Origin of the sequence: Mucilaginibacter sp. 5C4 (assembly GCF_034345625.1) — a bacterium.
Taxonomy (GTDB): domain Bacteria; phylum Bacteroidota; class Bacteroidia; order Sphingobacteriales; family Sphingobacteriaceae; genus Mucilaginibacter; species Mucilaginibacter aurantiaciroseus.
This window is the reverse complement of sequence record NZ_CP133775.1, coordinates 76,281-99,647: the sequence shown is the minus strand read 5'-3', so window position 1 is coordinate 99,647 and position 23,367 is coordinate 76,281. Positions and strand designations below refer to the sequence as shown.

Sequence of the window (23,367 nt, the reverse complement as noted above, 5' to 3'; positions counted from 1 at the left end):
CCGTAAAGGAGTAACTTTTTAAAGCAGGAATGGTTTTAAAGCTTAGGCCTATGTCGATTGGATATAACTGTGTAGCTGCTCTATAGTTTCTTTTTGGGAGTGGATGGTTTCGTAAACCAGGTCATTGATGGAAATGATGCCGCTAAGGTTCTGTTCCTTATCAAACACGGGCAGGTAGCGAATGTTGCGCTCGCTCATGATCAGCATACAATCATCAACCGACGAATCCGGCGTGATGTGTGGGAAGCTATTGCTCATGATCTCGCCAACGGTGGTTTCGTCAGAGTGTTTACCCATCAATATGATTTTACGGGCGTAATCGCGTTCGGTTACCAGGCCAATATATTCGTCATTTTCGGTTACCACTACCGAGCCGATATTTTTTTCGGACATCAGCTTTAATACATCTAAAACAGTGGTTTTGGAAGGTACAGCAATAACATTGCTCCCCTTACGGGCAAGGATGTGTTTTACGCTTTTCATATAAATTGAGGTTATTGGGGACCTCAATTTACAAATAACTATAAGAAAAACAATAAATTATATTAAAATAATAATTGCAGCTGGTTAGCTTATAGCGATAACCTTATCCGCCAGTACACCAAAAACCTTATCGGCCTTGCGGCTCAGGATAGCCACTTTCCCGGTGAATTTGCCAAAGGAAGGCAGTATCGCCTGGTGTTCACCAAAAAAGAAACATGGCAAGGTAACACGTTGCCTGCCGCGGCCAACCAGGCTTATACCGGGGTGAATGTGGCCGCATAAAACGTAACCATCTTCATCTTTTATCTCCGGATCGGGCAGCGGGTGGTGCAACATCAGGAACGGGCCTACGACCAAACGCTTATATAAAATTACGCCCAAGTCAGTATAATGTTTATCGCTGATGATGTCGTGGTTGCCTTTTATCAGGATGATCTCCAATTTGGGGAACTGGCTGCGCCAAAGCACAAACCAATCCCAGTCGTTATTCATGTCGCTGTGGAACAGGTCGCCCAGGAAGAATAGTTTGCTGGGGCGATGCTCTTGAATGAGATCTGACAGCATAGCAAGATCATCCTGCTCCATGTTGCGCGGGATGGCAATACCGGCCTTGCGAAAATGCCCAACCTTACCAAAATGCACGTCGGTTATGATCAGGGCGTTTTCTTGCGCCCAGTAAATAGCCTTTTGTGGTAACAGTAAAAGATCCTGATCTAAAAACTGGAAGGGGGTACCCGCACTCATCGTCATATCGGGGCAAAGATAAGGGTTTTGAGGGTTTGGTGAGCGGAGAATGGTTGATTAGGCAGGGATTGCTTTTAAAATTGCGATATTGTTTTTAGCTAAAGCCCCATCCTTTATTGCGTTCATTCCGCCCCATAAATGGGACGGCAACGAATTTCAATTTCTTTTTAACCCGTTTATTAAATTCATTGCCGTTTGGGTTCAGCCAACGGGTCATAAAAACAATAAAAAGATGGCTTTAGCCAAAATCTTTCCAGGTTTGAGTTTAAAAGCGATTTCCCTGGTTGATTGGGTGAGTGGTTTTAGGCGAAGAAGGTCACGTGTATAGTGTCGGGGCGAGTTAACTGTTAAAGAGAATCCTGTAAGATTGCTAATTTTTCTATCTTGCCTTATGGAAATTAAGGAAGCGCAGCATCTTGTAGATAACTGGATCAAGACTACCGGCGTGCGGTATTTTAATGAGTTAACCAATACGGCTATGTTAATGGAGGAGGTTGGCGAAGTTGCCCGCATCATGGCAAGGCAATACGGTGAGCAATCGTTTAAAGCATCAGACAAGGAAGTTAACCTGGCGGATGAAATGGCCGACGTACTGTTTGTACTGATCTGCCTGGCCAACCAAACCGGTATTGACCTGACTGACGCATTGGAGAAAAACATGCAGAAGAAAAGCATCCGCGATGCAGACAGGCACCAGAATAATGAGAAACTGAAATAAGTGGCGGTTTAGAGTTGCAGCGGCAGTCGCTATAATTTAACTAATTTATCGCCATCCAAAACGGGTATGGCCGTCGTCAGATCAACCTGCAGGCAAAATTCAATATCTTTTTCGATGCCGAGTTTTTTGAGGCGTTCGCCGTGGGATGTTTTGCTGAGATATTGGCCGATATTGCTTTTGCCTATTTGGAACAGATCGTTAGCAGCAATGGCGGGATCATCGAGGATAAAGCCGCTGCTTTTTAGTTGTTCTACAACCGCACCTGCAAAAAGGGTATCCTCCAGGTTAAAGTTGTTTTTCCAGCCGGCGCAAACCAGCAGGATGTTTTCCTGCTGCGTTTTTAACCAGTTGCAAAGCGCGGTTAAATTGAGGAAAGAACCAATAACGATTTTTTTGGCACTGCGTGATAGATGCAGCGCGTGTGTGCCGTTAGTAGTAGTAAGCACCACGGTTTTGCCTGATACCTTTTCGGTAGTGTATGAGAATGGTGAGTTGCCAAAATCGAACCCTTCTACCACCTTGCCATCGCGTTCGGCAGCGATGAGGTAGTTTAGCCCTTTTTCGCGGTAGGCGGCACATTCTTCAACCTCCGATACCGGGATAATGGCCTCGGCACCATTTTCGATTCCATAGCAAATAGACGACGTGGCCCTGAAAATATCTATTACCACGACAACATAATCCGACACGTTATATAATGGGATAAGGGCGGGAGTAAGGCAGACATCTAAAGCTTTCGCAGTCATTGGGTCAATGTGTCATTAGGTTATTGGAAAAACATTAGGTCATCGGTCAAAAAAATGACGCAATTACCTAATGATACAATGACGGGCAAAGCCCTGTTATTTATAAAACGGTGGTTTTACAACCTGCGCTTTTACTTTATTATCGCGGATAAGGATGAAGATCTCGGTGCCTTCTTTGGCAAATTCATTTTTTACGTAGCCCAGGCCGATTGCTTTTTGCAGCGATGGCGATTGGGTACCCGAGGTTACTTTGCCAATAACGTTACCATCGGCGTCAACTATCTGGTAATCGTGGCGTGGGATGCCGCGATCTATCATTTCAAAGCCAATTAACTTGCGTTCTACACCTGCTGCTTTTTGTTGTTGCAGGGCCTCTGAATTGGTAAACGCCTTGCTGAATTTAGTTACCCAGCCAAGACCGGCTTCTAATGGCGATGTGGTATCATCAATATCGTTTCCGTAAAGGCAGAAGCCCATCTCTAAACGCAGGGTATCGCGTGCAGCTAAGCCAATTGGCTTTATACCGAAAGGCGCGCCTGCTTTAAACACTTCGCTCCAGATGAAATCGGCATGCTCGTTATCAAAATAAATTTCGAAGCCACCTGCACCGGTATACCCAGTTGCGGATACCACCACATTATCAATACCAGCAAATTTGCCTTTTGTAAAAGTATAATACTCCATCGAAGCCAGGTCGATGTCCGTTAAGCTTTGCAACGCGTCAGCCGCTTTAGGGCCTTGTACGGCAAGTAACGAAGTACGGTCTGAGATATCTTTCATATCCACACCTTCAGTGTTAAATTTGCTTATCCAGTTCCAGTCTTTTTCGATGTTTGAAGCGTTAACAACCAGCATGTATGTTTTCTCATCCATGCGGTAAACCAACAGGTCATCTACAATACCGCCATCTTCGTTTGGCAGGCAAGAGTATTGCACTTTGCCATCATATAGTTTAGAGGCATCATTGCTGGTAACACGCTGGATCAGGTCAAGCGCTTTATCGCCTTTCAAAATAAATTCGCCCATGTGGCTCACATCAAATACACCTACGCTCTTGCGCACGGTATCATGTTCGGCATTGATGCCAACGTATTGTACGGGCATATTGTAGCCGGCAAACGGCACCATTTTGGCGCCCAGGTCAGTATGTACTTGAGTTAAAGCTGTATTTTTCATGGTGAAAATTATATCGGGGCAAAAATAGCAAAATAGCTGTAGTACCCAGGCAGATTATATAATTGATTGATAAAATTCGGCAAGCTGATGTGTTATGGTATTTACATCGTGCTGCTGCTCTATCAGGCGCCGGGCATTGCGGCCAATCTCATGGCAATAATGTTCATCTGTAATGCATTTACGCATGGCATTGTGAAACTCGTCGGTATCATTAGCGATGATGATATTTTTACCATTCTGGATGTTGATCCCTTCGGCACCAAGTGAGGTAGAGATGATGCATTTTTCCATGGCCATACCTTCCACTATCTTCACCCGCATACCACCACCCGAAAGGAGCGGCACTATCATGATAGATTTGCTGTTCACAAACTCCAATGCATCGTCAACTTCGCCATGAATGAACACCTTGCCCAGCACCTCATAATCGTCAAACTGCTCGGGGATGTTATGGCCGGCTACATAGAATTTAGCTTTCAGGTCGCCGTCGGTAAGGTCCTTATGGAAGTTATCGATAAACCATTCTATTCCCTCGCGGTTGGGTAACCAATCGAGTGAGCCCAGGAAAAAAAGGCTCGGGAAGTCTTCTTTAGAATGGTCTGGTTTGTATAGCGACAGGTCTATCCCGATAGGCAAAACTGTAAGCGGTATTTTAGTGCCGAATGACAGTATAGAAGTTTTATCCTGCTCGGTAAATGCTACTATACCATCAAATTTATTTAGCAATTCCAGCTCGTAGTTTTTAATGCGTCGGGCAAGTAATCTCAGGTACCATCGTTTAAAGGGGTCGCTTTTTTGCCGGGCAAGCTTTTGCCAAACCTGGTGCTCGATGTTATGCGCCCTGAAAATTACTTTGGCTTTAGAGTTCCTGCGGATGATATCGAGGTAAGGCGCTACAAAGATGCCTTCCAGTTGGATGATGTCGTACTTATTATCCGTCAAGTTCCTGAACAGTAACTTTTCGAACCCGGCATTATAATACTTATCAATATTGTAAGAGTTATTGGTGAACAGATTGCTCACCGCCTCTATCATGGTTACGCGGGTATCAATGTCGTACTCGGTATAATTTATTTTTTCGAGCAGCTCATCGCGCTCCCGCGGTGCGCTTTTCTTTTTTATGTTGAGGGATATCAGCGTAACATCATGCCCAAGCGCTACCAAACCTTTTATGGTATTGCCTACCACAATAGGGTAGCCGCCATTCTGCGGGAACGGTGCGCGGTGCGTTAATATTAATATCCTCAAGCGTTAGCGTAATTGGTTAGCCAAATGTATAAAACCCTTTAAGCTTTATCAATTATCTCTTTAGAAATACGTACCGGGGGCTGGGTTACCTTAAAAGTTTTACGGTGATATGGCGTATGCCCATGCTGCAACACCATTTTACGGTGACTGATGGTTGGGTAGCCTTTGTTGCTGTGCCATTCGTACTCGGGGTGCTCTAATGCAATTTGCTTCATATAATCATCGCGGTAGGTTTTGGCAAGGATAGATGCTGCCGCGATGCTGAAGTATTTGGCATCACCCTCTATAATACAATGGTGTGGTGTTTCGCGGTATTTGTTAAAGCGGTTACCATCGATAATTAAAAACTGGGGGATGCAAAGCAGCTTATCAATAGCGCGGTGCATCGCCAGGAAGGACGCATTCAAGATGTTGATCTCATCTATCTCGATATTATCGCACCAGGCAACGGCGTGGGCTATAGCTTTTGCTTCAATTTCTTCACGAAGCTGGTAGCGCACGTCTTCGGTAAGCTGTTTAGAATCATTAAGCAAATGGTGGTCAAAACCGCGCGGCAAAATAACGGCCGCAGCAAATACAGGCCCGGCAAGGCAGCCACGACCGGCCTCGTCACATCCCGCTTCAATAAATTCGTGTTGGTAACTTGCTAATAACATCCGTTCGCTCTTTTCTTGCTATAGTACAAATATCTTAAAATAAGTGGCCTGTGCCCAATAGCTATTGAAAAATAAAGCCTTGAGGCTAAATATTTCAAACTAACAAGTACTAAGAATGTTAAAACAGGGTAATGAAGAAAATAGTATTCGCCTTTTTTATTTTTTGCGGCTTTGCTGGCTTTGCTCAAAAGCATGTGCACCTGCCACATGGTATGGTGTTTGGCGATAAGCCAAATGGTATAGCACCCGTTCCTGCCACAAAGATCGAAAACTTTATGGGCAAGAAAATAAGGCAAACCACAGCCTTAACAGGCACACTCATCCGTGTCACCAAAGAAAAAGGTGGCTGGTTTGAAATGGATGCCGGCGGCGGAAAGATCATTGCCGCACATTTTAAAAACTACAACATCACCCTGCCAACCCAATTAAAAGGCCGCGGCGTAATTATACAAGGCGTAGCCCAACGCGCTTTAATTGCCGATGATATGCAACACTTTGCCGGGGATACGGTAGTTGGCAGTAAACAGCATCAGGAAAAAGTAAATCCCAAAGCGAGGATAACATTTGAAGTTTGGGGTTTGATGGTGGATAGGTAGTTAGCAGGGGGCAATCTAATTCCCGTATTCCCCGCTCGTTATTACGAGTGTAGCGTGGCAATCTTCAATAGAAATTCTGCTTCATAACTATCGAAGATTGCCACGTCGATATCGCCCCCCGCAATGACGCGGTGGGTGCGATTTTAAAAAAATAGCGATGGTATCAAACCCATCGCTATCTCAAATATTCATTACGCAAACCTTGCTTCTTTTCTTAAAGATGTCGGTTCAACATGAAGGTAATCGGCAAATAATTCTTTTACTTTATCTGCTACTTCGGCACGGTTAACGGTTGAAGCGTCGCGGCGGCATTTAAGAAAATGCTCGCGGGCAATTTTTTCTGACAGGTCGCCAAGGGTTTTTACCTTAAGCTCGCGTCCAAATTTGCCTGCCAATATTAAGCCTGTGATAGAAATTACCATACCTATGTAACCAATTATACCAAACATAAAGCTAATGGTAATAGAGGCCAAAAGTGCTATGGAAAATGCCCATACCACACCCGGTTTGGGGCGCAGCAGGTTCATGTGTAAACCCATCTCGTTTTCCAGGTCGGCAACAACCTCTATGCGGTTATCGCGTGGGAAAAGCTCGCACAGTTTAGTTTGTGGCTTAAGGTCGCATTTCTCAATTGGTTTTTTAGCGTTAATTGCATTACGCAATTTGTAAAAAGCCTGCTGTGTAGTGCAACTGTCACTTTGAACTTGTTTAACCTTATTTACAACCATGTCGCACATGGCGCCAAAAGTTTTTACGTGGGTAAGGTCTTCGTCTGTGAACCGGATATTGAACGATCTTTCGATCTTTAACAAAACATCACTTACATCCTCCGGGTCGATATTGCTCAGATTAACGACCGGCGTATTCTTTAAACTAACTTTCAATCTTATAGTACTAAATTAAACCATTTAGCCGCCACAAAAATATACGGCGCTAACCTTAAATTCAAAACTGATGCCAGTTTTTGAATTACTTGCTCAAATACATTGATTTTTCTTTATACAGGTGCCTAAAATACGGGTCCTGCAAGTCGGGTATAAACCTGATCGCCTCGCCGGTAGACTTCATTTCGGGGCCTAACTCTTTGTTTATTTCCGGGAACTTATCAAACGAAAATACAGGTTCTTTTATTGCATACCCTATAAGCTTGCGCTCAATGGTAAAGTCTTTTAGTTTGTTAACGCCAAGCATTACTTTGGCGGCAATGTTTATGTAAGGTACATCGTAAGCCTTAGCTATAAACGGCACTGTACGTGATGCACGCGGGTTTGCCTCTATCACAAATACCTTATCTTCTTTAACCGCGAACTGGATATTAAGCAAGCCGCGAACGTTTAAGGCACGTGCTATTTTGGCAGTATATTCTTCCATCTGCTGGATAACATTATCGCTCAGATCAAATGGTGGCAATACCGCGAAAGAGTCTCCCGAGTGGATCCCGGCAGGCTCAATGTGTTCCATCAAACCAATAATATGCACATCCTCTCCATCGTGGATAGAATCCGACTCAGTTTCGGCAGCGCGATCCAGGAAGTGGTCAATTAGTACCCTATTTCCGGGTAAATTTTTCAACAGGTTTACCACAGCTTTCTCCAGGTCCTCATCGTTTATTACGATGCTCATGCCCTGGCCGCCAAGCACGTAGCTTGGGCGAACCAATACCGGGTAGCCTACTTCGTGCGCTACAACCAGTGCTTCTTCTGCACTTTCTGCAACACCGTATTTAGGGTAAGGGATCTCTAATTCTTTTAACAGATCGCTAAAACGGCCGCGGTCTTCGGCAGTATCCATATCGTTGAATGATGTACCGATGATCTTGATGCCATGCTCATGCAGCTTCTCGGCCATTTTAAGGGCTGTTTGGCCACCAAGCTGTACAATCACACCTTCCGGTTTCTCTAGGTCGATGATCTCGCGTACATGCTCCCAGAAAACGGGCTCAAAGTACAGCTTGTCGGCCATGTTAAAGTCGGTAGATACGGTCTCAGGGTTACAGTTGATCATGATGGCTTCGTAACCGCTTTCTTTAGCGGCCAATAAACCATGCACACAACTGTAATCAAACTCAATACCCTGGCCAATACGGTTAGGGCCCGATCCCAATACGATGATCTTCTTTTTATCAGATACGATAGATTCGTTCTCGCCTTCGTAAGTTGAGTAATAGTACGGTGTTTTGGCAGCAAACTCAGCCGCGCAGGTATCCACCATTTTGTAAACACGTTTTATACCCAGTGCTTTGCGGCGCTGGTAAACATCCTCTTCGGTTACATTCCCTAAAACGTAGGCAATTTGTGTATCCGAGAAACCACGTTGTTTAAGGGTGAAGAAGAAATCTTCTGGAATGTTATTTAGCGAGTAACGGCGCAGTTCAGTTTCTACATTCACTACATCCTGGATCTGGTTCAGGAACCAACGGTCGATCTTAGTTACCTTACGGATAGACTCTATTGGCACACCCAGGCTCATGGCATCGTAAATGTGGAACAACCTGTCCCAGCTTGGATGCTCCAGGCTATGCATAATCTCGTCCAGGTTGCGGCTTTGGCGGCCATCGGCACCAAGGCCGGCACGGCCAATCTCTAAACTCTGGCAAGCCTTCTGTAAAGCTTCTATAAAGCTACGGCCAATACCCATCACCTCGCCTACCGATTTCATGGTAAGGCCAAGTTCGCGGTTAGCGCCTTTAAATTTATCGAAGTTCCAGCGGGGAATCTTCACGATCACATAATCCAAAGTTGGCTCAAAGTAAGCCGAAGTTGTTTTGGTGATCTGGTTCTCTATTTCATCGAGGTTGTAACCAATGGCCAGCTTTGCAGCTATTTTGGCAATTGGGTAACCTGTTGCTTTTGATGCTAATGCTGATGAGCGCGATACACGAGGGTTGATCTCGATAGCGATAATGCTTTCATCTGCCGGGTTGACAGAAAACTGTACGTTACAGCCACCTGCGAAGTTACCAATGGCACGCATCATTTTGATGGCCTGGTTACGCATTTCCTGGTAGCAGCGGTCGCTCAGGGTCATGGCCGGGGCCACGGTTATCGAGTCGCCGGTGTGGATACCCATTGGGTCGAAGTTTTCGATAGAACAGATGATAATAACGTTATCATTACCGTCCCTCAATAACTCTAATTCGTATTCTTTCCACCCTAAAACGGCTTGCTCTACCAAAACCTCGTGGGTTGGAGATGCCTGCAGGCCGCGACTTAAAGCAGCGTCAAACTCCTCTTTTTTATGTACAAAGCCTGCGCCTTTACCACCAAGGGTATAGCTTGGGCGAATTACCAGCGGGAAACCAATTTCTTGCGCGGCTTCTTTACCCTCCAGAAAAGAGTTGGCAATTTTTGAGGGAGCAACCCCTACGCCTATATCAACCATTAACTGGCGGAAGGCTTCGCGGTTCTCTGTTTTTTCGATAGCGGCAATATCAACCCCTATAATTTTAACCCCGTATTTTTTCCATAAGCCCTGCTCATCAGCCTCTATACAGAGATTCAACGCGGTTTGGCCACCCATAGTAGGCAGTACGGCGTCAATTTTCTGTTCGATGAGTATTTTCTCAAGGCTTTCCACATTAAGTGGCAGCAGGTAAACATGGTCGCCAATAACCTTATCGGTCATGATGGTGGCGGGGTTGCTGTTGATGATGGATACGGTGATGCCTTCATCTTTCAACGAAAGGGCAGCCTGCGAACCGGCATAATCAAACTCACACGCCTGGCCTATAATAATAGGGCCCGAACCAATAATTAAAACGGATTTGATGGAAGTATCTCTGGGCATAGCACTTTGTGGGTTATGGCCGATGGGTCATTGTTCATAGTTTTGTTTTGCCATGAACTATTAACCATCAACTATTAACTAATTTCTATGCGCTGAAAGGCGAAAAATCCCGACTTCAGCGTCGGGGTGCAAAGATAGCAATTTGTAGAGATTAGGGGATTTTAATTTATAAATTAAATAGAGAATTAAATAATAAGTAAAGCGTTCCCATTAAGCATGGTTTTATTCATTAGCCATTCTAAAGTTTATTGGTAAGGTGTATGTTATTCGTGACGGAACACCATACATATAGCCTGTATCCCAATCAGGACTAAGTCCCAGCGCCCTTATGGCTTCAGCAGCTAATATCTTGGTGAACGTAGAATTATAAAATTGGTGAGTTTTTCGTCGTTTTCAACCATGAATTTTAAAACAATCTGGTCTTGAATAACTTTCTCCCTCTCTTTTGCAGGATATTTAATTGTCGTGGCCAGAAATTAACCGAATTTATGTTCACTATTAACAAATTTTGGCATAACTAACCTGTCTGTATAAGTGGTACTTGCGCCATTAACAACGGCCTTTTCGGACGTTAATACACCATTCTAGTATGTTTTAATATTGTTATTCTGTGTAACGGTTAAAACGAATTCGTGAATTTAGCCAAGACGATTTCATGAAAAGTATTTTAAATTTTTTTATTTCACGTTTCCGTTACCCTCAAATATTTAATAACCGCAATCCGGACTTCAAGTATTTTATTGTTAACGGGGCCAGAGTGACTACACCCTTACAAGCTCTTCGGCAAGTTCATTCAATATTCAGGTGGTCCCAAATAAAAAGATTTCCGTTGTTTGTTAAGGACTGGGTATACGTCAAGGATTATTTTATATTTGGTAATGCAATAGCAGTGAAAAATTAATAAATAATAAAAAGCACAATAATATATTCGTCATGAAAAAAAGTAGTTTATTTTTTATTGCCACATTTGTACTGTTTGCGTATTACTCGGCAAAGGCGCAAAGTTATTCAACAGATAACACTATTTTGCATATTGAAGCTGGCAAGATTCGTGGCAAGTTTGATAAAAGCGTTTACATTTTTAAAAACATACCGTTTGCTGCTCCGCCCGTTGGTAACCTTCGCTTTGCGGCTCCGGTAAAACCTACGCCATGGCAAGGTGTACGAGATGCAATCGCTTCCGGACCAACCGCTCCATTTCCTACGACTAAAGATGCGGATATTGATGGAAAGCCCACATTTGGAGAGGGTTGGGTTAAAGGTGATAATTTCCTTACCACGAATGTTTGGACTCCCAATGTAAAAACTGGCCGCCTCCCGGTGATGGTTTATATTCATGGGGGAGCATTTGTTTTGGGTACAAGCAATGTGCCTATTTTTGATGGAACTAGTTTTGCTAAAAAAGGAGTCGTGCTTGTTTCTTTTAATTATCGCCTGGGCATTGAAGGGTTTCTGAAAATAGATGGTGTGCCTACCAATATTGGTATACGTGATCAGATAGCAGCCTTGAAATGGGTGCAGAAAAATATTAAAGCTTTTGGCGGGGATCCCAGTAATGTCACTGTTTTTGGAGAATCGGCCGGGGCAATAAGTGTGGGCGTACTGGTAACAAGCCCTGCTGCCAAAGGCTTATTTAAAAACGCTATTATGCAAAGTGGATCTGGTCAGGCAGTACTGAGCGGTGAACAGGCAGACCGGATCGCGAAAAAATATGCAACAACGCTTCACATAAAAAACACTAGAGAAGCTTACATGAAATTTACACCCGAGCAATTGGTGGCATACCAACCTAAAGTAACTCCAAAAATGGTAAAACTTGAAACGGAAGATTTTTCAGATCCTTCTGGTGGGGTAAGTCTTTATTTTCCGGTAATTGATCAAGATATCGTTCCAAAAGTGCCATTGGCAAATGCACGTAATGGTGCTGGGAGCGATTACAATCTATTGATTGGGTACAATACAGACGAGATGAATTATTTTTTGGTGCCTACGGGTGTACTCAAGAAAATAAAACTAAATTTAATATTGAATTTTGCAGTCAAAAAGGTACATCCTGCACCGGCAAAATTGATCTCAATATATAAAAAAGAATATCCCAAAAAAAACCTCGGAGAACTGTTTTCTGCGGTGCTCACCTCGTATCAGGCACAGGTTCCTTCCATACGTTTCGCAAATGCGCACGCACTTATAGGAAAAACATACATGTATGAATTTGCATGGCCATCATCCGTTGCTAATGGAACTTATGGCGCTTATCATGGCGTGGAAATTCCTTTTGTTTTTAATAATCTGGATATAGTGACAGGACAAAGAGGTATGCTTGGCCCAAATGGCGGACCAGCAGAGTTAGCTAACAAAATGCAGGATGCATGGGTTCAATTTGCTAAAACCGGGAGCCCCGGCTGGGAAGCCTATGACAATAAACAGCGTAGAACTATGCTTATAAATAAAACATGGGTATTGCAAACTAACCCCCATGCTAAAATACTGTCAGCATGGGATGGAGTAAGGGACAAATAAATAAATTGAAAAGTTCCAAAACCCATCTACTTATTGCCCGAAATTGAGGAAAGTAAAAGTGATTAAATTGCTTTGCGGCAATTGGTACTTCTTCTTTAAATGCAGATAGCTTTAAAAATGGTTCAAAAACGATACCGTTTATAAAAGCCCACTATGAGTCAATTAAAATAAGCCTTTACGGCACTATGAACACCTTCTAAACTTTCCCATGAATTTTGACCCCTTGGTGTCTTAGATATTTATAAAGGGTCATTTTAGAAATCAAAAGTTGTTTGGCAATAGCATCTACTCCTGGTTTTCGTTCATTATATAAGCTTTGCGCAAGCATGGCTGTACGCTTGGCCTCTTTCGACAAACCTTTGCTTCTGCCTCCTTTTCTTCCACGGGCTAGGGCTGCTTGTAGACCGGGCTTTGTCCGTTCCCTGATCAATTACTCTCGCTTCGCAAGCGAAGATGTTAAAATCAATCTCCCTGGGCTGTGGTCGTATCGATGGGGTCATTTAACGTTATCAGCCCGACTCCTTTCTTCTCAAAATAAGATGTCAATTCCAATAAGTGTTTCAAAGACCTGCCCAGTCGGGCAAGTTTCCCTCGGAGATGTCTCTTCTATAGTCGTGATCTTCCTATGGATATATAAGTTACCATTTGAATAGTAGCTGTCGTGACTTTTTAAATGCCATCCATCTACATGGGTTTCTGCTGTTTTTCTTTTTCGGTTTTAGTAAAACGACAGGCAAATGCCATCAAAATAATTGTACTCAATAACTTTTGATGTACCAATTAACTTTTTTAACTGTTTGAGTAAAACTCAATCACGTTGTAGATTATCAAGCCTGAATTAGGTTCGTTCATTAGCACTGTCTTTGCTTTTTACCTACCGACCATCATCCTAAAAAAACTAGATATTCTGGCGCTCAGCAATGCAAGCAAAAGTAGTAAGATAAAAGAAAATCAATTAGAAATAGGCGCTTTGTTAGCAGGCTTAAGATGCTATCAATTTACCTTATCAGTTTATTATTCGCGTCAGGGAATATTAATATTGGCTCGTAGGCACGGGCCTCATCGGCTTCCATGTAAGCGTACGACATTATGATCACGATATCGCCAACCTGGGCAAGCCTCGCGGTTGCGCCGTTAAGGCATACGGTGCCGCTGCCACGCTCGCCTTTAATAACGTAGGTTTCGAAACGGGCGCCGTTGTTATTGTTAACAATTTGCACCTTTTCGTTCGGGATGATATTAGCCGCTTCAATAAGATCTTCATCAATAGTTATACTGCCAACGTAGTTCAATTCGGCCTGTGTAACCTTAACGCGATGAAGCTTTGATTTTAATACCTCAATAATCATGGTGCAAAGGTAGGAATATTTGGTTGATGGTTCATAGTTGATGGTAATGTTTCGCGTTTGTAATAGCGGTATGATGGTTCAATGATCTATTAACCATCAACTACTACCTATCTAATCAACACATTATCTATCAGCCTTGTTTTGCCTACGCGGGCTGCGGTAAGGGCGACAATGATTTGCGTATTTTCGCTGGCAGGCAATAGCATTTTGCCATCCACTATCCTAAAGTATTCCGGCTCAACACCCTCTTCAGCAGCTAATTTGTCCATGGCTTGCTGTTGCAACTCAGTTATGTTATCTCTGTCAAAATTATCCTTTACCCAATTTAGTGTTTTTGATAAAACAAGTGCATGCTGCCTGTCTTCGGCGGTTAAATGAACATTGCGCGAACTCATGGCTAAACCGTAGGCTTCGCGCTCTATCGGGCACATCACCATGTTTACGGGGATGTTTAGCAGTTCTATCATTTTATTAACCACCATAATTTGCTGGTAATCCTTTTGCCCCATGTAGAGGTTAGTTGGCTTAACTATGTCAAGCAGCTTAAATACCACCTGCATAACGCCCTGGTAATGGCCGGGCCTAAATTCGCCCTCCAGTAAATACTCCAGCCGGCCTATATTCAAATGCCATTGCTCATTATCGTCATACATCTCATTAACCGCGGGGTTAAACAAAATGTCGCACCCGGCCTGCTCCAGTTTGGCCATATCAGCTTCAATAGGGCGGGGGTATTTTTCAAGGTCTTTGGCATCGTTAAACTGGGTGGGGTTTACAAATATGCTGCAAACGGTAATATCATTGGCTTGCTTTGCCTGCGCAATTAGCGATAGGTGGCCATTATGCAACGCGCCCATAGTGGGCACAAAGCCAATGGTTGCAGCGCCTTGTGCAGATAAATATTCGCGGATAGCCCGGCGGGTGGTAAATGTTTTCAAACTAAAATAAAGATTGCAAAAATTTGGCAAAGGTGTACAATTACTTAAAAACTACCAAACGCTGTTGCACAAGTGGTTGCCAGTTCATATAATAATGCTTATATTTGCAAACTCAAATTTTTTGAACTTCTTATACATATTATAAATAGATTAGTGATGGGTAAATCAAAACTACTGTTCATAACTCATGAAATGTCTCCCTTTCTTGAACTTACAAAAATTGCTGAGATAACGCGCCAACTCCCGCAGGCTATGCAGGATAAGGGTTTCGAGATCCGCATTTTGATGCCACGTTTCGGGAACATTAATGAGCGCAGGAACCGTTTACATGAAGTTATCCGTTTATCAGGGATGAATATCATTATTAATGATAACGACAATCCGCTGATCATCAAGGTAGCTTCTATCCCCGCAGCGCGTATGCAGGTTTACTTTTTAGATAATGAAGAGTATTTTCAACGCAAGCATGTGTTTAACGACAAAGACGGTAAATTTTATGCCGATAACGATGAGCGCATGATCTTCTTCTGCAAAGGTGCTTTAGAAACCGTTAAAAAACTTGGCTGGGCGCCGGATGTTATCCATTGCCACGGCTGGATGAGCGCTTTAGTGCCCGCTTATTTAAAAACAACATACAAGGACGACCCAACATTTAAAAACTCCAAAGTTGTTTACTCTATCTACGGGAATGAGTTTACCGAGAAAATGGATGCCGATTTTGCGCGTAAAGCCGTAATGGGCGATATGACAGAGGCTAACACCGAAGTTTACAAAGAGGGTACCAACACAGCAATGTATGCAGGTGCTATCCATTACAGCGATGGTATTGTGTTAGGCAGTGCCGATATTGATGCAGATGTGTTAAATAATGTTAAAAACAGCAATAAATCGGTTATGGAATACGTTTCCACTTCAGATTTCGAAAATTATTACAATTTTTACGAAGAAATCACCAACGAACAATTGGTGGATGTTGCTTAAGCTTTAAAATTATATATGAAATTTTACAAATTAGGCTTATTAACCCTGTTAATAAGTCTTTTTATTTTAGATAGCTGTAAAACCCAGGATGGTATAGGCTTAGATGTTGACCCTGCTAACCAGATCAACGGTACCCTATTAACAAACAATGGAGTAGTGGCTACTACCGCGTACGAGGATTCTATCATCACCAACAATTTAAGCATTAGGTCGCCATTAGCTTATTTTGAAGACCCGGAGTTTGGCCTTACAGAGGCTGGTGCGGCGGCTGTGTTATCATTACCCGGTTCTGTTGCTTATACCGTGCCAACCGGCGTAATTACAGTAGATTCTGCCGTTTTGGTTTTGCCGTATGCAGCCAAGGGTTTTTACGGGGATTCCACAGCATCAACTTTTAAAGTTGACGTGCGCCAGCTTGATGAGCGGATCTTTCCTACAAAATCATATTATAACACCAAGCACTTTCTATCAAAGTCGACCATCTTGGGCTCTAAAGAGTTTAAACCGCGGTATAACGACAGTATATTCATAACAAGCATGGCGGTAGGTAGGGCAGATACACCTATGAAGGTAAGGCCACAGGTACGCGTAAAGCTTGATCCCCGTGCAATGTATTTGTCATTCTTTGGTGCGCCCGCTTCTTCATTAGCCAACAACACCGTTTTTCAAAATACATTTAATGGCTTGTCGTTAACGCTTAGTAAGAGTGCAGGGGCTGGGGGCAATGTATTTTTCAGGCTCGACTCTGCAAGGGTACAATATTATTACCGTCGTAATAATGCAGGTGTTATAGATACCTCTAACATATCCCTCCCGTTTGCTACAGCGGTTACCGAAATTAAGCATACCTTCTCAGCTAATGTTAAAGCAGCAATTGCCGGTACTTCAACAGATAACTTAGTATATCTGCAGGGGCTTGCAGGTTTAAGGGCTAAGATATCGTTCCCCGATGTAAAGAATATTTTTGCTGCTCAGAATAACAAAGTTGTAATAAATCGTGCCGAATTGGTAGTTACTCTAAAACCTACAAGCGGCATTCCTTACGTGCCGGCCAAAAGGCTAACGTTGTACAAGTATGATATTGCTCATCAGCGTGTAACACTACAAGATGCATCAACAACCGACCCAAGGGCTTCCGTTTTTGGTGGTAATTACAATGCTACAAAAGGTGAGTACCACTTTATAGTAACTGCTTTTCTACAGGATCTGATAGCCGGCAAAACTATTGACTACGGCACCTACCTGGCCCCGGTTGATCCTACAGTGACCACCGGTATTAGCATCAGCCCTGCCGCAACTTTCGCCGAAAGAAGCATTGTTGGTGGTAAAGATGCCGCGTCATATAATATTAAGCTTAATATTATTTACACTAAGCTAAATCAATAAAAAAACTTTTTAAAGGTATTTAAAAACACTTCATTTGAGGTGTTTTTCTTATATCTAATTTTTAGCCTTGACAATGCTATTTATCTCCTTACTTTTGTCGCACATCTATTTCTATTAATTACAATACAAATTCTATTTATTTATGTGCGGCATAGTAGGTTATATAGGTTTCAGAGACGCCTATCCAATAGTAATAAAAGGACTTCACAGACTTGAATACCGTGGTTACGACAGTGCCGGTATTGCCCTTGCAAATAACGGTTTAAAACTTTTTAAAAAGGCCGGAAAGGTGAGTGATCTGGAAGCCTATGTTGAGGGCGAAGATCTTGCCGGTTCGGTAGGTATGGGCCACACCCGCTGGGCTACCCATGGCGCCCCAAGCGACAGAAATTCGCACCCGCATTCATCAGGTGATAGCAAGCTTACCATCATCCATAATGGTATTATTGAGAACTATTCAACTTTAAAGGAGGCCCTAACATCAAAAGGGCACGAATTTAAAAGCGACACCGATACCGAGGTTTTAATACACCTTATTGAAGAGATAAAAGACGTTACCGGCCTTGGCCTGCGCGAAGCCGTAAGGCTTGCCCTAAACCGCGTGGTTGGTGCTTACGCCATTGTTATTATGAGCGAGGATGAGCCCGATGAACTGATAGCGGCCCGCAAAGGCAGCCCGATGGTTATTGGCGTTGGTAAAGGTGAATACTTCATTGCATCTGATGCTACGCCTATTGTTGAGTATACTAAAAACGTTATTTACCTAAACGATAACGAAATTGCCTACGTTAGGCGGGATGACCTGTTGATCAAACACATTGACAATACCATACAAACCCCATACATACAGGAGCTTGAGCTTAAGCTGGAAATGCTTGAAAAAGGCGGTTACGACCACTTTATGCTTAAAGAGATCTACGAGCAGCCACGTTCTATCCGTGATTGTTTGCGTGGGCGTATTTATCCTGAGCAGGGTTTGGTTGCCTTAGGTGGTATAAAAGAATATATTGAAAAATTAAAGAATATAGACCGCATTATTATTGTAGCCTGTGGTACATCATGGCACGCCGGCTTGGTGGGCGAATACTTAATTGAGGAATTTGCACGCGTACCTGTTGAAGTTGAATACGCTTCTGAATTTAGGTACCGTAACCCTATCATATCTTCAAAAGATCTGGTTATAGCCATTTCACAGTCTGGCGAAACTGCCGATACTATGGCCGCTATTGAGCTGGCTAAAGAAAAAGGCGCTACCATATTTGGTATTTGTAACGTTGTGGGTGCATCTATCCCACGTATTACGCATGCGGGTGTTTATACCCATGCCGGTCCGGAGATTGGCGTGGCATCTACCAAGGCATTTACTGCTCAGGTTACCGTGTTAACGCTTATTGCCTTCTACATCGCCCAGCAGCGTGGCACTATTACCCAAAGCAAATTTGTCGAATACCTGACGGAGCTTGACGAGATACCTGCTTTGGTTGAGCAAACCTTAAAATGTAACGATGTGGTTAAAGCCATTGCCGAGCGTTTTAAAGATTCTACCAATTGCTTGTTCCTTGGCCGTGGCAGTTCGTTCCCGGTTGCGCTTGAGGGGGCCCTTAAGCTGAAAGAGATTTCCTACATACACGCCGAAGGTTACCCTGCTGCCGAGATGAAACACGGCCCTATCGCGTTAATTGATGCGGACATGCCGGTTGTGTTCATCGCTACCAAAAACTCATCGTACGAAAAGGTGGTAAGTAATATCCAGGAAGTAAAAGCACGAGGTGGGCACGTTATCGCTATTGTTTCCGAAGGTGATACTGAGGTTAAAGCGATGGCGGACTACATCATTGAAATACCTTTAACCGGCGAAACTTTTGTTCCGTTATTGGCTACTATACCATTGCAGCTTTTATCATACCATATAGCGGTTATGCGCGGTTGTAATGTTGACCAGCCACGTAACCTTGCGAAATCGGTGACGGTAGAGTAGTAAACTCAGTCCCGATAGCTATCGGGATGAGATATTAGATGTGAGATTTGAGATCAACAGGGTTTCGGATCTCACATTTTTTTGTGATTGATTTTTTGGTTTTCCATCTCATATCTAAAATCTCACATCTAAACTTGGAACAATCCTTGCAATAACCTAGTAATTAAATCTAATTATTATGGCACACCGGGGAAAACGTGGCCCATGCTGGGCGGGCTACAAAATAGCAGGGATGAAGAAAAAGAACGGCAAAAAAGTGCCCAACTGTATTAAATCAGCTTCATCATCAAAAAGAAAATCTAAGAAATAACAAAGCCGCCCGATAATTAACGGGCGGCTTTTTATCAGCGCTATTTTTTTCTTGTCTCTTGATTCTTGTAGTCCTGACTCTAAATCTAAGCCGGCATATGCTTCATGGTTTCGCTCAGGTCAAGCTGCAGGCCTTGTGCTACGGCCATGCCTAATCCAATATCGGCGCGGAACCAATGGCAAAGCTGCCTGTTGGTAATCTCGTCTTTTTTAGGGCCGGCGATACCGCTCATAGCATTTACAATGTTTTTGATCAGATCTTTTTTGCTTTCATCACTCATCAGGCGGTATAAGTTGCCCGGCTGAGTGTAATGGTCGTTCTCGCCTTCGGCGTTGCGGTCGTACCAATCTGCAACCTGCGCGTTCACATCCCAGGCTGGTTCTTTATAGCTTGGGTCGGCGTGGATGTCATCAAAACTATTTGGGAAATAGTTAGGGTTTTTACCACCATTGCCGTCAACACGCATTTGGCCGTCGCGCTGGTAATTGCTCACCATAAACGGACAACGGTTTACCGGTATTTGCTCGTAATTAGCCCCAAGGCGGTAACGTTGCGCGTCGGGGTAAGAAAGTATACGGCCCTGTAACATCTTGTCTGGTGAGTAGCCTATGCCATCTATAACGTGCGCGGGTGCAAAGGCAGCCTGCTCAACGTGCGCAAAGTAATTATCGGGATTTTCGTTAAGCTCTAAAACACCTACATCTATCAGCGGATAATCGCCGTGCGGCCAAACTTTTGTCAAGTCGAATGGATTGATATGATAGGTAGCGGCTTCCGCCTCAGGCATTACCTGGATCTTCAGGTCCCATTTCGGGAAATCGCCATTGTCGATATGTGATAGCAGATCGTGCTGTGCAAAATCGGGATTTTTACTGCGCATGTCGCCTGCTTCCTCGTCAGTAAAATTTTTAATGCCCTGTTGGGTTTTAAAGTGGAATTTTACGTAGAAGCGTTCATTATCATTATTAATGAAAGAGAAGGTATGGCTACCAAAGCCGTCCATATGGCGGTAACCATATGGCGTACCACGGTCGCTCATCAGGATAGTTACCTGGTGGAGGCTCTCGGGGTTAAGCGACCAAAAATCCCACATCATAGTTGGGCTTTTGCAATTGGTATATGGGTCGCGTTTTTGGGTATGGATAAAATCACCAAACTTTTTAGGATCTTTTATAAAGAAAACCGGGGTATTGTTACCAACCAGGTCCCAGTTACCATCTTCGGTATAAAATTTAAGGGCAAAACCACGCGGGTCACGCTCGGTATCGGCAGAGCCTTTTTCGCCACCAACGGTAGAGAAGCGCAGAAAAGTGCGGGTTTCTTTACCAATCTCGCTAAAAACTTTGGCACGGGTGTATTTAGTAATATCGTGGGTAATGGTTAGCGTGCCATAAGCGCCTGAGCCTTTTGCATGTACAACACGTTCGGGGATGCGCTCGCGATTAAAGTGGGCCATTTTTTCCTGCAGGATAAAATCCTGCAGAAGGATAGGGCCACGAGGTCCTATTGTTTGAGAGTTCTCGTTTTCTGAATAAGGCTTGCCCGATGCAGTGGTAAGCTTCTTTTTTATATGTTCCATGAGAGTAACAGTTTTGTAAAATTCAAACTTCAATAAAAAACTTCAATAGAAAAAATCAATAATTACTATCTTTAGATAGATTATATTGATAATGACTATAACTCAGCTTGAATACGTGATAGCGGTTGATACATACCGCAGTTTTGTGGCCGCCGCCAACAAATGTTTTGTTACCCAGCCTACGCTTAGTATGCAGATACAGAAGCTGGAAGACACCCTCGGCGTAAAACTTTTCGACCGCAGCCATCAGCCGGTTATCCCTACCGAAATTGGTGAGGAGATCATAGCCCAGGCGAGGGTTTTATTAGCCGAGAGCGAAAAGATAAAGGAAATTATTACCGACAGACAAAAAGAGCTATCCGGTGAATTGAAGGTGGGCATCATCCCAACTGTGGCTCCTTATATCTTACCTAAGATATTGAATGGCTTTATCGAGAAATACCCGCAGGTAAAACTGATCGTTTGGGAGCAAACCACCGAGCAGATCATCCAGCAGTTAAAACTGGGCACTTTGGATTGCGGCATCCTATCAACCCCGCTGCATGAAAGCAACCTGACGGAGATTCCTGTATTTTACGAGAACTTTGTAGCCTACGCATCAAAAAATAGCAAGCTTTATAAAAAGAAAACTATTACCCCCGATGATATCGATATGGAAGAGATCTGGGTGCTTAACGAAGGCCACTGTATGCGCGAGCAGGTGCTAAACATTTGCCAGCGCCGAAAGGCCACCAAGGGCTTCCAGCATTTTGAGTATAATACCGGCAGCGTGGAAACGCTTAAACGCATGGTGGATATGAACAACGGCGCAACCATATTACCCGAGTTAGCCCTTGCCGACATGAGCGACCGCCAGCGCGACCGTGTACGCTATTTTAAAAGCCCCGAACCGGCCCGCGAAGTAAGCATCGTGATACACCGCAACTTTTTAAAACGCCGCATGATAGAAGCCCTGAAGGTTGAGATATTAGATTTTATACCGAAACGATTGCGGACAAAAAAGAAGAAAGAGATAATGGAGGTTTAGTAACCGATGCAAATGCCAGTCTGAACTTGTCGAAGACTTATACAATTGCTAATGGTTCGACAGGCTCACCATGACAATCGGGACAGGCTGGTTACTTATTCGTCACTTCCCTTAATGCTTCAACAATTTTCAAAGCTGTTCCAGCAAGGTCATCTGCGGTTGGCGAAAGCTTAGGGCGCGAAAAATTCATATCATCAACCTGGTTCATCGGTATCAGGTGGATGTGTACATGGGGTACTTCTAACCCTATCACCGCAACGCCAACCTTTTTGCACGGAATGGCTTTCTTGATACCTGTTGCCACAATTTTGGCGAACATCTGCAAGCCTATATAAACTTCATCGTCCAGGTCAAAAATATAATCAACTTCTGTTTTAGGGATTACCAATACGTGCCCCTCGGCCAGCGGACTGATATCCAAAAACGCCAAAAATTCGTTGGTTTCGGCCACTTTATGCGCCGTTATTTCGCCTGATATGATTTTTGAAAAGATGCTCATGTTGTTGAGTGGTTGATTATGTGAGTGGTGAATAGTTAAAAGAATTGAATAGATTTAGTGAATAGCTAATAAGAACCACTCACCCAATCACCCATTCACTATCTACTAATTTCCATTACCTCAAATTCTATTTTACCTGCGGGTACGGTTATTTCGGCTACTTCGCCTACCGATTTACCCAGCAAGCCTTTTGCAATGGGTGATGTTACCGAGATTTTGCCGGCTTTCATATCCGCTTCGCTTTCCGATACCAGCTGGTAGCTCATGGTAGCGCCGCTTTTTACGTTCTTGATCTTTACGATGGACAGCGCTAAAACTTTCGTAGAATCCAGTTTCGACTCATCAAGCAAACGTGCGTTTGCAAGGTTTTCCTGCATTTGCGATATTTTACCTTCGTGCAAGCCTTGCGCTTCTTTAGCCGCGTCGTATTCGGCGTTCTCAGAAAGATCGCCTTTATCGCGTGCCTCTGCTATAGCAGCGCTTATATTAGAACGGCCTGTAGTTTTTAAGTATTGTAACTCTTCCTTTAATTTTTCTAAACCTTCTTTGGTATAGTAAGATACCTCTGCCATAACACAATTATAATTAGTATTTGTTATCAGTTCGAGCCAAAAAAAACCGCCCCCCTACTTTTTCTATAGAAGAGC

General features: G+C 43.5%; 21 protein-coding genes and 1 pseudogene. 8 read left to right on the top strand and 14 right to left on the bottom strand.

Annotated elements, in window-relative coordinates:
• Positions 1-48: 48 nt before the first annotated feature.
• Together RHM67_RS00450 and pdeM are read right to left on the bottom strand one after the other, a co-directional pair.
• Positions 49-483: a CBS domain-containing protein gene (locus RHM67_RS00450; RefSeq protein WP_322229509.1), complete on the bottom strand. Its 435-nt coding sequence runs from the start codon at positions 481-483 to the stop codon at positions 49-51.
• 84 nt (positions 484-567) lie between these two features.
• Positions 568-1,233, bottom strand: coding sequence for a ligase-associated DNA damage response endonuclease PdeM (gene pdeM / locus RHM67_RS00445; RefSeq protein WP_322229507.1), 666 nt, complete (start codon positions 1,231-1,233; stop codon positions 568-570).
• A 385-nt stretch (positions 1,234-1,618) separates the two neighbouring features.
• Between pdeM and RHM67_RS00440 the strand changes: the two genes are divergently transcribed.
• On the top strand, positions 1,619-1,945 hold the full coding sequence (locus RHM67_RS00440) for a nucleotide pyrophosphohydrolase (RefSeq protein ID WP_252758569.1): 327 nt from the start codon (positions 1,619-1,621) through the stop codon (positions 1,943-1,945).
• 29 nt (positions 1,946-1,974) lie between these two features.
• Here RHM67_RS00440 and RHM67_RS00435 read toward each other — a convergent pair whose 3' ends face one another.
• From RHM67_RS00435 to RHM67_RS00420, 4 genes are all read right to left on the bottom strand, one after another.
• Positions 1,975-2,691, bottom strand: coding sequence for a 2-phosphosulfolactate phosphatase (locus tag RHM67_RS00435; protein WP_322229504.1), 717 nt, complete (start codon positions 2,689-2,691; stop codon positions 1,975-1,977).
• Positions 2,692-2,787: 96 nt separating this feature from the next.
• The gene (gcvT, locus tag RHM67_RS00430; protein ID WP_322229503.1) at positions 2,788-3,867 is read right to left on the bottom strand and encodes a glycine cleavage system aminomethyltransferase GcvT; all 1,080 of its coding nucleotides are present in this window, start codon (positions 3,865-3,867) and stop codon (positions 2,788-2,790) included.
• A 54-nt stretch (positions 3,868-3,921) separates the two neighbouring features.
• Positions 3,922-5,115 (bottom strand): glycosyltransferase family 4 protein, encoded by a 1,194-nt coding sequence (locus RHM67_RS00425; protein WP_322229501.1) that lies wholly within the window; start codon positions 5,113-5,115, stop codon positions 3,922-3,924.
• 38 nt (positions 5,116-5,153) lie between these two features.
• A complete protein-coding gene (locus RHM67_RS00420; protein ID WP_322229499.1) occupies positions 5,154-5,771 on the bottom strand; it encodes a ribonuclease HII in 618 nt (205 codons plus the stop codon).
• Positions 5,772-5,902: 131 nt separating this feature from the next.
• Between RHM67_RS00420 and RHM67_RS00415 the strand changes: the two genes are divergently transcribed.
• Complete coding sequence (locus RHM67_RS00415; RefSeq protein ID WP_322229498.1) at positions 5,903-6,367, top strand: DUF4920 domain-containing protein; 465 nt, start codon at positions 5,903-5,905, stop codon at positions 6,365-6,367.
• Between the two features lie 191 nt (positions 6,368-6,558).
• Here the strand turns inward: RHM67_RS00415 and RHM67_RS00410 are convergent, their stop codons facing one another.
• Positions 6,559-7,251, bottom strand: coding sequence for a hypothetical protein (locus RHM67_RS00410; protein WP_322229497.1), 693 nt, complete (start codon positions 7,249-7,251; stop codon positions 6,559-6,561).
• An 85-nt stretch (positions 7,252-7,336) separates the two neighbouring features.
• Entirely contained in the window at positions 7,337-10,153 is a 2,817-nt protein-coding gene (gene carB / locus RHM67_RS00405) for a carbamoyl-phosphate synthase large subunit (protein WP_322229494.1), read from the bottom strand.
• 933 nt (positions 10,154-11,086) lie between these two features.
• Between carB and RHM67_RS00400 the strand changes: the two genes are divergently transcribed.
• On the top strand, positions 11,087-12,673 hold the full coding sequence (locus RHM67_RS00400) for a carboxylesterase/lipase family protein (RefSeq protein ID WP_322229491.1): 1,587 nt from the start codon (positions 11,087-11,089) through the stop codon (positions 12,671-12,673).
• Positions 12,674-12,884: 211 nt separating this feature from the next.
• On the opposite strand, the pseudogene RHM67_RS20555 reads toward RHM67_RS00400, so the two are convergent.
• The 3 genes and pseudogenes from RHM67_RS20555 to panC all read right to left on the bottom strand — a co-directional run.
• Positions 12,885-13,261 (bottom strand): annotated as a pseudogene (locus RHM67_RS20555) (recombinase family protein); the annotation flags it as partial.
• A 410-nt stretch (positions 13,262-13,671) separates the two neighbouring features.
• Positions 13,672-14,022 (bottom strand): aspartate 1-decarboxylase, encoded by a 351-nt coding sequence (panD, locus tag RHM67_RS00395; protein WP_252758559.1) that lies wholly within the window; start codon positions 14,020-14,022, stop codon positions 13,672-13,674.
• Positions 14,023-14,129: 107 nt separating this feature from the next.
• The gene (gene panC, locus RHM67_RS00390; RefSeq protein ID WP_322229488.1) at positions 14,130-14,960 is read right to left on the bottom strand and encodes a pantoate--beta-alanine ligase; all 831 of its coding nucleotides are present in this window, start codon (positions 14,958-14,960) and stop codon (positions 14,130-14,132) included.
• Positions 14,961-15,116: 156 nt separating this feature from the next.
• Here panC and RHM67_RS00385 point away from each other — a divergent pair, with 156 nt between their 5' ends.
• The 4 genes from RHM67_RS00385 (at position 15,117) to RHM67_RS00370 (ending at position 19,615) form a co-directional block, all read left to right on the top strand.
• The gene (locus RHM67_RS00385) at positions 15,117-15,941 is read left to right on the top strand and encodes a glycogen/starch synthase (protein WP_252758557.1); all 825 of its coding nucleotides are present in this window, start codon (positions 15,117-15,119) and stop codon (positions 15,939-15,941) included.
• Between the two features lie 15 nt (positions 15,942-15,956).
• Positions 15,957-17,327 carry a DUF4270 family protein gene (locus RHM67_RS00380; RefSeq protein WP_322229486.1) on the top strand — a complete coding sequence of 457 codons (1,371 nt, stop codon included), beginning with the start codon at positions 15,957-15,959 and terminating at the stop codon, positions 17,325-17,327.
• 142 nt (positions 17,328-17,469) lie between these two features.
• Positions 17,470-19,305 (top strand): glutamine--fructose-6-phosphate transaminase (isomerizing), encoded by a 1,836-nt coding sequence (gene glmS, locus RHM67_RS00375; RefSeq protein ID WP_322229483.1) that lies wholly within the window; start codon positions 17,470-17,472, stop codon positions 19,303-19,305.
• A gap of 178 nt (positions 19,306-19,483) precedes the next feature.
• Positions 19,484-19,615 (top strand): hypothetical protein, encoded by a 132-nt coding sequence (locus RHM67_RS00370; protein WP_256474523.1) that lies wholly within the window; start codon positions 19,484-19,486, stop codon positions 19,613-19,615.
• Positions 19,616-19,700: 85 nt separating this feature from the next.
• Here the strand turns inward: RHM67_RS00370 and RHM67_RS00365 are convergent, their stop codons facing one another.
• The gene (locus RHM67_RS00365) at positions 19,701-21,194 is read right to left on the bottom strand and encodes a catalase (protein WP_322229480.1); all 1,494 of its coding nucleotides are present in this window, start codon (positions 21,192-21,194) and stop codon (positions 19,701-19,703) included.
• A 91-nt stretch (positions 21,195-21,285) separates the two neighbouring features.
• On the opposite strand from RHM67_RS00365, the gene RHM67_RS00360 reads away from it, so the two are divergent.
• Complete coding sequence (locus RHM67_RS00360; RefSeq protein WP_322229477.1) at positions 21,286-22,221, top strand: hydrogen peroxide-inducible genes activator; 936 nt, start codon at positions 21,286-21,288, stop codon at positions 22,219-22,221.
• 91 nt (positions 22,222-22,312) lie between these two features.
• Here the strand turns inward: RHM67_RS00360 and RHM67_RS00355 are convergent, their stop codons facing one another.
• Both RHM67_RS00355 and greA read right to left on the bottom strand, forming a co-directional pair.
• The gene (locus tag RHM67_RS00355; protein WP_322229475.1) at positions 22,313-22,720 is read right to left on the bottom strand and encodes an HIT family protein; all 408 of its coding nucleotides are present in this window, start codon (positions 22,718-22,720) and stop codon (positions 22,313-22,315) included.
• Positions 22,721-22,818: 98 nt separating this feature from the next.
• Positions 22,819-23,292, bottom strand: a complete 474-nt coding sequence (greA, locus tag RHM67_RS00350; RefSeq protein ID WP_322229472.1) for a transcription elongation factor GreA — start codon at positions 23,290-23,292, stop codon at positions 22,819-22,821.
• Positions 23,293-23,367: the final 75 nt, after the last annotated feature.

Bases quoted from the DNA above. Each gene is read 5' to 3' on its own strand.
- RHM67_RS00450 (WP_322229509.1), bottom strand. From the start codon at position 483: ATGAAAAGCGTAAAACACATCCTTGCCCGTAAGGGGAGCAATGTTATT.
- pdeM (WP_322229507.1), bottom strand. From the start codon at position 1,233: ATGACGATGAGTGCGGGTACCCCCTTCCAGTTTTTAGATCAGGATCTT.
- RHM67_RS00440 (WP_252758569.1), top strand. From the start codon at position 1,619: ATGGAAATTAAGGAAGCGCAGCATCTTGTAGATAACTGGATCAAGACT.
- RHM67_RS00435 (WP_322229504.1), bottom strand. From the start codon at position 2,691: ATGACTGCGAAAGCTTTAGATGTCTGCCTTACTCCCGCCCTTATCCCA.
- gcvT (WP_322229503.1), bottom strand. From the start codon at position 3,867: ATGAAAAATACAGCTTTAACTCAAGTACATACTGACCTGGGCGCCAAA.
- RHM67_RS00420 (WP_322229499.1), bottom strand. From the start codon at position 5,771: ATGTTATTAGCAAGTTACCAACACGAATTTATTGAAGCGGGATGTGAC.
- RHM67_RS00415 (WP_322229498.1), top strand. From the start codon at position 5,903: ATGAAGAAAATAGTATTCGCCTTTTTTATTTTTTGCGGCTTTGCTGGC.
- carB (WP_322229494.1), bottom strand. From the start codon at position 10,153: ATGCCCAGAGATACTTCCATCAAATCCGTTTTAATTATTGGTTCGGGC.
- RHM67_RS00400 (WP_322229491.1), top strand. From the start codon at position 11,087: ATGAAAAAAAGTAGTTTATTTTTTATTGCCACATTTGTACTGTTTGCG.
- panD (WP_252758559.1), bottom strand. From the start codon at position 14,022: ATGATTATTGAGGTATTAAAATCAAAGCTTCATCGCGTTAAGGTTACA.
- RHM67_RS00385 (WP_252758557.1), top strand. From the start codon at position 15,117: ATGGGTAAATCAAAACTACTGTTCATAACTCATGAAATGTCTCCCTTT.
- RHM67_RS00380 (WP_322229486.1), top strand. From the start codon at position 15,957: ATGAAATTTTACAAATTAGGCTTATTAACCCTGTTAATAAGTCTTTTT.
- glmS (WP_322229483.1), top strand. From the start codon at position 17,470: ATGTGCGGCATAGTAGGTTATATAGGTTTCAGAGACGCCTATCCAATA.
- RHM67_RS00370 (WP_256474523.1), top strand. From the start codon at position 19,484: ATGGCACACCGGGGAAAACGTGGCCCATGCTGGGCGGGCTACAAAATA.
- RHM67_RS00365 (WP_322229480.1), bottom strand. From the start codon at position 21,194: ATGGAACATATAAAAAAGAAGCTTACCACTGCATCGGGCAAGCCTTAT.
- RHM67_RS00360 (WP_322229477.1), top strand. From the start codon at position 21,286: ATGACTATAACTCAGCTTGAATACGTGATAGCGGTTGATACATACCGC.
- RHM67_RS00355 (WP_322229475.1), bottom strand. From the start codon at position 22,720: ATGAGCATCTTTTCAAAAATCATATCAGGCGAAATAACGGCGCATAAA.
- greA (WP_322229472.1), bottom strand. From the start codon at position 23,292: ATGGCAGAGGTATCTTACTATACCAAAGAAGGTTTAGAAAAATTAAAG.